The organism is Agrococcus sp. HG114, assembly GCF_024723325.1.
In the GTDB taxonomy this organism is placed as follows: Bacteria; Actinomycetota; Actinomycetes; order Actinomycetales; family Microbacteriaceae; genus Agrococcus.
The window spans coordinates 1-6588 of the sequence record NZ_JANQCH010000129.1; the positions used below are offsets into that span (position 1 = coordinate 1).

Annotated in this window: 9 protein-coding genes; 7 read left to right on the top strand and 2 right to left on the bottom strand. The window is 75.4% G+C overall.

The genetic code is table 11. The annotated features are described in order from the left end of the window. Positions 1-1085: crosslink repair DNA glycosylase YcaQ family protein (locus NWP09_RS10880; RefSeq protein ID WP_258275535.1), on the bottom strand; the 1085-nt coding region annotated here is incomplete at its 3' end. Positions 1086-1159: 74 nt separating this feature from the next. Between NWP09_RS10880 and NWP09_RS10885 the strand changes: the two genes are divergently transcribed. After that, entirely contained in the window at positions 1160-2230 is a 1071-nt protein-coding gene (locus tag NWP09_RS10885; RefSeq protein ID WP_258275536.1) for a PLP-dependent aspartate aminotransferase family protein, read from the top strand. Positions 2231-2239: 9 nt separating this feature from the next. Further along, entirely contained in the window at positions 2240-2419 is a 180-nt protein-coding gene (locus NWP09_RS10890) for a hypothetical protein (RefSeq protein WP_258275537.1), read from the top strand. An 86-nt stretch (positions 2420-2505) separates the two neighbouring features. Here NWP09_RS10890 and NWP09_RS10895 read toward each other — a convergent pair whose 3' ends face one another. Further along, positions 2506-2862, bottom strand: coding sequence for a hypothetical protein (locus tag NWP09_RS10895; RefSeq protein WP_258275538.1), 357 nt, complete (start codon positions 2860-2862; stop codon positions 2506-2508). A 101-nt stretch (positions 2863-2963) separates the two neighbouring features. Here NWP09_RS10895 and NWP09_RS10900 point away from each other — a divergent pair, with 101 nt between their 5' ends. From NWP09_RS10900 to NWP09_RS10920, 5 genes are all read left to right on the top strand, one after another. Then, positions 2964-3500, top strand: a complete 537-nt coding sequence (locus tag NWP09_RS10900) for a MarR family winged helix-turn-helix transcriptional regulator (RefSeq protein WP_258275539.1) — start codon at positions 2964-2966, stop codon at positions 3498-3500. 9 nt (positions 3501-3509) lie between these two features. Beyond that, entirely contained in the window at positions 3510-4010 is a 501-nt protein-coding gene (locus NWP09_RS10905; protein ID WP_258275540.1) for a GNAT family N-acetyltransferase, read from the top strand. Between the two features lie 135 nt (positions 4011-4145). Continuing rightward, on the top strand, positions 4146-4928 hold the full coding sequence (locus tag NWP09_RS10910) for a phosphatase PAP2 family protein (RefSeq protein ID WP_258275541.1): 783 nt from the start codon (positions 4146-4148) through the stop codon (positions 4926-4928). Positions 4929-5323: 395 nt separating this feature from the next. Continuing rightward, complete coding sequence (locus NWP09_RS10915) at positions 5324-5797, top strand: hypothetical protein (RefSeq protein WP_258275542.1); 474 nt, start codon at positions 5324-5326, stop codon at positions 5795-5797. Then, a partial coding sequence (locus tag NWP09_RS10920; protein ID WP_258275543.1) for an oxygenase MpaB family protein occupies positions 5746-6588 on the top strand: 843 nt, incomplete at its 3' end. The genes NWP09_RS10915 and NWP09_RS10920, both read left to right, overlap by 52 nt.

Sequence of the window (6588 nt, forward strand, 5' to 3'; positions counted from 1 at the left end):
CCGAGGAACGCCGCGAACGACTCCAGCTCGTCGCGCACCGCGCGCCGCAGCCGCGCGTCCGGGGCGGCGTCCCAGTGGATGCGCGCGACGCGGAGCGCGCCCGCGTCGCGGTCGCTGCACGCGTCGACCTTGCCGACGAGCCGCTCGCCGTCGAGGACCGGCAGCGCGTGCACGCCCCAGCGACGCCTCGCGGCCGGCGTGTACTGCTCGAGCGCGTACTCGAAGCCCCACAGCTCGCGCATGCGCCGCCGGTCGGCGATGAGCCGGTCGAGGGGCGACAGCAGCGCGACGCGGCCCGCGAACCCCTCCGCCGTCGCGCCCGGGTCGAGCCGCCAGAGGCCGCCCGCGCCGTCGATCCGCACCGGCTCGCCCTCGTCGCCGAGGTGCGTCGCGCGCGCGACGCCGAGCGAGCGCAGCCATCGGCGCCGCCACGTCGCCTGCGCATCCGCGAGGGCGCTCGGCTCCACGGGCGGCAGCACGCGCTCCGCGAGGTCCCACACCCGCTGCTGCCCGAGCCGCTCGGACACGGCGACCTCGCACCGGACCTGCAGCAGCTCGAGCATCATGGCGACGTCGCGACCGGTGTTCCAGCCGCTCGAGCGGAACGGGACGTCGGCGGTGTCGGCGATCTCGTCCTGGGGGAGGGGGCCGTCGAGCCTGAGCTGCTCGAGCACGCGCTCCCGGAAGCCGCGGTTCGCGTCGAGCCACGCGCGCGACCCCGCGCCGACCGCCTCCGGGTCGCGGCCGATCGCGGTGAGCCACGGCAGGTCCCGCATCGCGCGCAGGCCGATCGCCCACGCCTCCATCGGGTGGCGGTGCGGGCCGAGGTGCTCGACGAGCGACTGCTCGACCTCGACCGCCCGACGCACGTCGTCCGGCGCGAGCCCGGGGATGCGCGTGCGGGCGATGTGCTCGGCGGACGGGCACACGATGTCGGTCGGGTTGAGCGGCAGCAGCGTGAGCTGTGCGACGACGTCGGCGAGCGCGTCCGAGCCGTCGACGAACGCCCGGTCGGCGTCGAGGAGCTGCGCGCGCACCGCGATGCGGCGCGCCTCATCGCGGCCGATGGTGCGGATCGTCCCCACGCACCGAACGCTAGCGGTCGCCGCCGACACGGCGCCTGCGCGAGCGGGCGTCGCGGCGATGGCAGGATTGCGGCATGCCAGAGCAGCGCTTGCGCCCCGAGACCGTCGTCGTGAGCGCGGGCCGGCCCCCGCACGTCCCCTCGGGACCGCTCAACGAGCCCGTGACGTTCGCGAGCGCGTTCGTCGCGGGCGGCGACCTCGAGTACGCGCGCTACGGCAACCCGTCGTGGACGGCGCTCGAGGACGCGCTCGGCGCGCTCGAGGGCGGCGAGTGCGTCTCGTTCGCGAGCGGCATGGCGGCCGTGAGCGCGGTGGTCGCGCTCGTCGAGCCGGGGAGCGCCATCGTCGTGCCGCAGCACGCCTACCAGCACACGCTCGCCCTGCTCGACGGCGAGGCGGCGGCGGGGCGGCTCGAGGTGCGCCGGGTCGACATCGCCGACGCCGACGCGGTCGAGGCCGCGATGCCCGGCGCGGCGATGGTGTGGATCGAGTCGCCGACGAACCCCGCCCTCGAGGTCGCCGACATCGAGCGGCTCGCCGCATCGGCACGCGCGGCCGGCGCGCTGAGCGTCGTCGACAGCACCTTCGCGACACCGCTGCTCCAGCGCCCGCTCGGCCAGGGCGCCGACGTCGTCGTCCACTCGGTCACGAAGCTCATCGCGGGCCACAGCGACGTCGTGCTCGGCGCCGTCGTGACGGACGCCCCGGAGCTCGCGGAGCGCATCCGCCACCACCGCGGCATGCACGGGGCCATCCCCGGCCCCATGGAGGCGTTCCTCGCGGTGCGCGGGCTGCGCACGCTCGCGGTGCGGCTCGAGCGCGCGTCGGCGAACGCGCGCGAGCTCGCCGTGCGGCTCCGGGCGGCGCCCGGCGTGGTGGAGGTGCGCGACCCCGGCTTCGGCACCGTGCTCGCGCTCGTGCTCGAGGACGCCGCGGCCGCCGACCGGGTGGTCGAGCGCGTGCGGCTCTGGATCCCGGCGACGAGCCTCGGCGGCGTCGAGTCGACGCTCGAGCGGCGCCGTCGCTGGGCGACCGAGGCGCCGACGATCCCGGAGGGGCTCATCCGGCTCTCGGTCGGGATCGAGCACATCGACGACCTCGCCGCCGACCTGCTCGGCGCGCTCGCCGGGGCCCGCGTCGTCTAGCCTCGGAGCATGAGCCGCACCGCTTGGGCAGTCGTCTGCGCGATCCTCGCCGTCATCGTCGCGTGGATCCTCGTCGACGTCGTCTTCAGCCTGCTGTGGTTCATCGGGAAGCTCGCGATCGTCGCGGTCGTCGCCGTCGTCGTGTTCCTCGTGCTCCGCTCGCTCGTCGGGCGCGCGTCGGAGCGCTGACCGCCGCGCTGCGCGCGGCGACGGCCGCGCGGGCCGCTCGAGTGCGGGGGAGCGTCGCCGCCGCTCGCTGACGTCCCTGCGCCGGATCAGCCGAACCGCAGGCGCGACGGGGCGACCACGCGCGCCCCTGCCTCGACCCACGGGATCGGGCCGGTCGTCATGGCGGGGGGGGGCCGCCCGCTCGCGGACGGCGCCCGGCCCGCGCCGGGGGCGCCCGAGCGGGCCAGGGGTGCGACCCCCCCGTCGACCGCGACGAACTCGCCGAGCGTCTCCTCGACGAAGCCGAGGAACGTCGTGCCCTCGCGGCCGGAGCGGCTCGCGACCCAGAGTCCGGCGCCCGGGGACGCCCACGCGATGGGGGCGGGAGCAGGCATCGAGCGGGTCGCGCTCGGGTGCTCCGGGTCGAGCGCGCCGGGTGCGGGACGGGCCAGCGTGTCGGTCATGTCCTGCTCCTTCGTCGCGATCATTAGTTCGACGATCGAAATGTATCACGCTCGAACGGTAGAGTGGTGCCCGGATCGTTGGCGAAGCCGGGGAGGGGCGGATGACGCAGGTCGAGCAGGGCGGGCGCAGGAGCTCCGGGTACTGGTACCCCGAGCACCGCAGGCCCACGAGCGTCGACGTGCTCAACCTGCTCCGGCGGTACCGCGCCGCGGAGGCGGCGATGCGCGCCCGCACCCGGTCGTCGATGGGCATGGGCGAGACGGACCTGCTCGCGCTGCGCCTGCTGCTGCAGGCGGAGCGGCGCGGCGAGGTGCTGCGGCAGCGCGACCTCGCGTCCGCGCTCGGGCTCGCGTCCCCGTCGGTGACGGCGCTCGTCGACCGGCTCGTCAGGAGCGGGCACGTGCGCCGCGAGCCGCACCCGGACGACCGGCGGGCCACGATCGTCGTGCCGACGACCGACACCGACAGCGAGGTGCGGGCGACGCTGGGCGCGATGCACCGCAGGATGATCGACGTCATCGACGGGATGGACGACGAGCAGACCTCGGCGGTCGCTGGCTTCCTCGAGCGCATGGTGGCTGCGGTCGAGCACGTCGACGAGCACGACGACGCGGCCGGCGCGCAGCACGGGGCATAGGCTCCGACGGTGACCTCCCGCAGCCTTCCCGGCGGCGCGCAGCTGCGCCCGGCCCGACCCGGCGACGAGCCGGGCATCCTCGCGCTCATCCAGGCGCTCGCGGTCTACGAGCGCGAACCGGATGCGGTGGAGAACACCGAGGGGATGCTCACGGCGATGCTCTTCGGCGACGACCCGAAGGTGTTCGCGCACGTCGTCGAGCGCGACGGCGCGATCGTGGGCATCGCGATCTGGTTCCTCACGTACTCGACGTGGACCGGGACGCACGGGATCTGGCTCGAGGACCTGTACGTCGACGACGCGGAGCGCGGCCGCGGCTACGGCGCTGCGCTCATCGCGGCGCTCGCAGCCGAGTGCGTCGAGCGCGGCTACCGGCGCCTTGAGTGGACGGTGCTCGACTGGAACGAGCCGGCGATCGGCTTCTACCGCGCGATCGGCGCGGAGCCCCTCGACGAGTGGACGACGCAGCGCGTCACCGGCGATCGGCTCGGAGCGCTCGCGCAGCGCTGAGGCGGCCGGTCGGCCACCCCGTCCGGCGTCGACCTCGACCGCCGATAGTGCACATTATGTCCGAAAACGCGAGCGCACCGCGGTGGTCGGGCTCCCCTGCGGCGTCCCACGACCATCGGGCTCTACGCTGTGGCGGTGACCACGCGCGCCTCCGACCTCAAGCCGTTCGAGGCCGCCTGGTGGCGCCGCAAGTTCGTCGTCGAGGAGCGCTACGTCGAGCGCCGCGAGCGCCGGGCGCTCTACGCGTTCGCGATCGCGCTCGCGCTCGTCGGCGCCGCGATCTTCGGCACGATGCTCATCTCGGTGCTCACCGGCTCCGGGGTCGCGCTGCTCGACGAGCCGGTCATGCGCTGGTTCGTCGCGGCGCGGGACGACGCCGAGACGGTGACGATGACCGTGCTCGCCTTCGTGTTCGGACCGGTCGCCATGCCGGTCATCGTCGCGGTCGTCACCGCCGCGTGGCTGCTGTTCGCGACCCATGCCTGGCGCCCGCTCGTGCTCGCGTGCGGCATGGCGCTCGGTGTGGCGCTCGCGCTCGCGATCGCGCCGCTCGTGCAGCACCCCAGGCCTCCCCTCGATCTCATGGTGCTCGGCGCGGACCACACGTTCTCGTTCCCCTCGGGGCACGTGCTCGGCGCATCCGACTTCCTGCTCATCACCGCGTACCTCGTCGGCTCCCGCGACCGCCAGCTCGGCGTCCGCGTCGGGCTGCTCGCCATCGCGGCGTTCGGCATCGTCGCCCAGGTGTTCAGCCGGCTCTACCTCGGCTACCACTGGCTCACCGACGTGCTCGCCTCGGTCGGGCTCGCGCTCATGATCCTCGCGCTCGTCGTCGCGGTCGACACCCACCGCACCGTGCGCGTGTCCGGAGAGCCGATCACCGGCCCGCTCTCGACGCTCCAGCGCGACGGGACGTGATCGGACGCAGCACGCCCAGCCCGAGCAGCACGAGGCCGAGCTCCGCGACCCCGGCGGCGAAGTAGACGGCTCGGTTCGAGGCTCCCCACGACGAGCGCCGCCCCGCCCGCGAAGGCCGTGAGCGCGACGAAGCCCTCGATGAGCGCGAGCGGCACGCGCACGGCCGGGCGGTGGAAGCCCGACTGCCCCGCATCGCTGCGCACGGCCCCGCTCATCTCCCCCGCGCCCCGCGCGCCGGTCGACTCCATCCTGCTCCGATCCGCGCTCGCGGCAAGGCGCGATCGCGCGACCGCATCGACTTCGACCGGGTCGCCGCGCCCGAGCGCTGGCACCGATGGCCGAGCAGGTCTACGCTCAGCGCCACACCTGCCGTCGCACCCGCCCCGGAGGCCATCGTGCATCGCTCCCCCACCGCTGCCGTCGCCGCCCTCGCGCTGCTCGCGGCGGCGAACCTCGTCGGCTGCACGGGCGGATCGGCACCGCCTGCGGCGGACGGATCCGCAGCCCCCGCGGCGAGCACCGCTCCCCTGCCGACCGCGCCGGGCTCGTCGCCCGACTCCGCCGGATCGACCGAGCTCACCGGCATGGTGGGCACCGCGGACGATCCCGACGCCTACGCCATCGCGCTGCTCGACGCCTCCGGCAGCCCGGTGACGACCCTGCCGGCGGGCGACTACTCGCTCACCTTCTCCGACCGCTCCGACATCCACAACATCCGCATCTCCGGACCCGGCGGGGTCGACGAGGCCACCGAGGTCCGCGGCAGCGACGAGTCGACCGTCGAGGTGTCGCTCGAGCCCGGCACATACACGATCGTGTGCGATCCGCACTCGGGCACCATGCGCGTCGAGCTCGAGGTGACGGGCTGAACGGCGCGCAGGCCCCCGGGGCGGCGCTCCGCGCGCGGCTGCTGACCGCGCTCACGGGCGAGCCCGACGGTGCGCCGGCGTGGGTGCGCGACCTCGCCGAGGGCGACGACGCCGGGCTGTTCCCCGAGCACGGCGCCGCCTGGACGGTGCACGCGAGCATGGCGACGCTCATCGCCGGCATCCGGGCGCTCCTGCTGCAGGCCCTGCACCCCGGCCCGATGGCGGGCGTCCACGACTGGTCCGCCTACCGCAGCGACCCGCTCGGCCGCCTCGCCGGCACGGTCCGCTGGGTGATCTGCGTGACCTACGGCTCGACCGCCCAGGCGCGCCGGGAGACCGCGCGCGTCGCGCGGCTGCACGCGCGCGTGCAGGGCTCCTACGTCGACGGGAGCGGCGCCCCGAGCCCGTACCGCGCGGACGACCCGGGGCTCGCGGCATGGGTCCACCTCGCGTTCACGGACGCCTTCCTCACGAACCAGCGGATCTGGGGCCGGGGACGTCGCCGGGACCGGATCCCGGGCGGCGCGGACGCGTACGTGCGCGAGTGGGCGATCGCCGGCAGGCTCATGGGCGTCGCGGCGCCGCCCGAGACCGAGGCGCAGCTGCGCGAGCAGCTCGACGGCTACCTCGAGCGGGGCGAGCTGCGCGGCGACGCGCGGGTGCGCGAGGTCGTCGCGTTCCTCCGCCGGCCGCCCATGCGGGGCGCGGCGGCGCTCGGCTACCGGGTGCTGTTCGCGGCGGCGGTCGCGAGCCTCCCGCGGCGATACCGCGACCTGCTCGGCGTGCGGCGC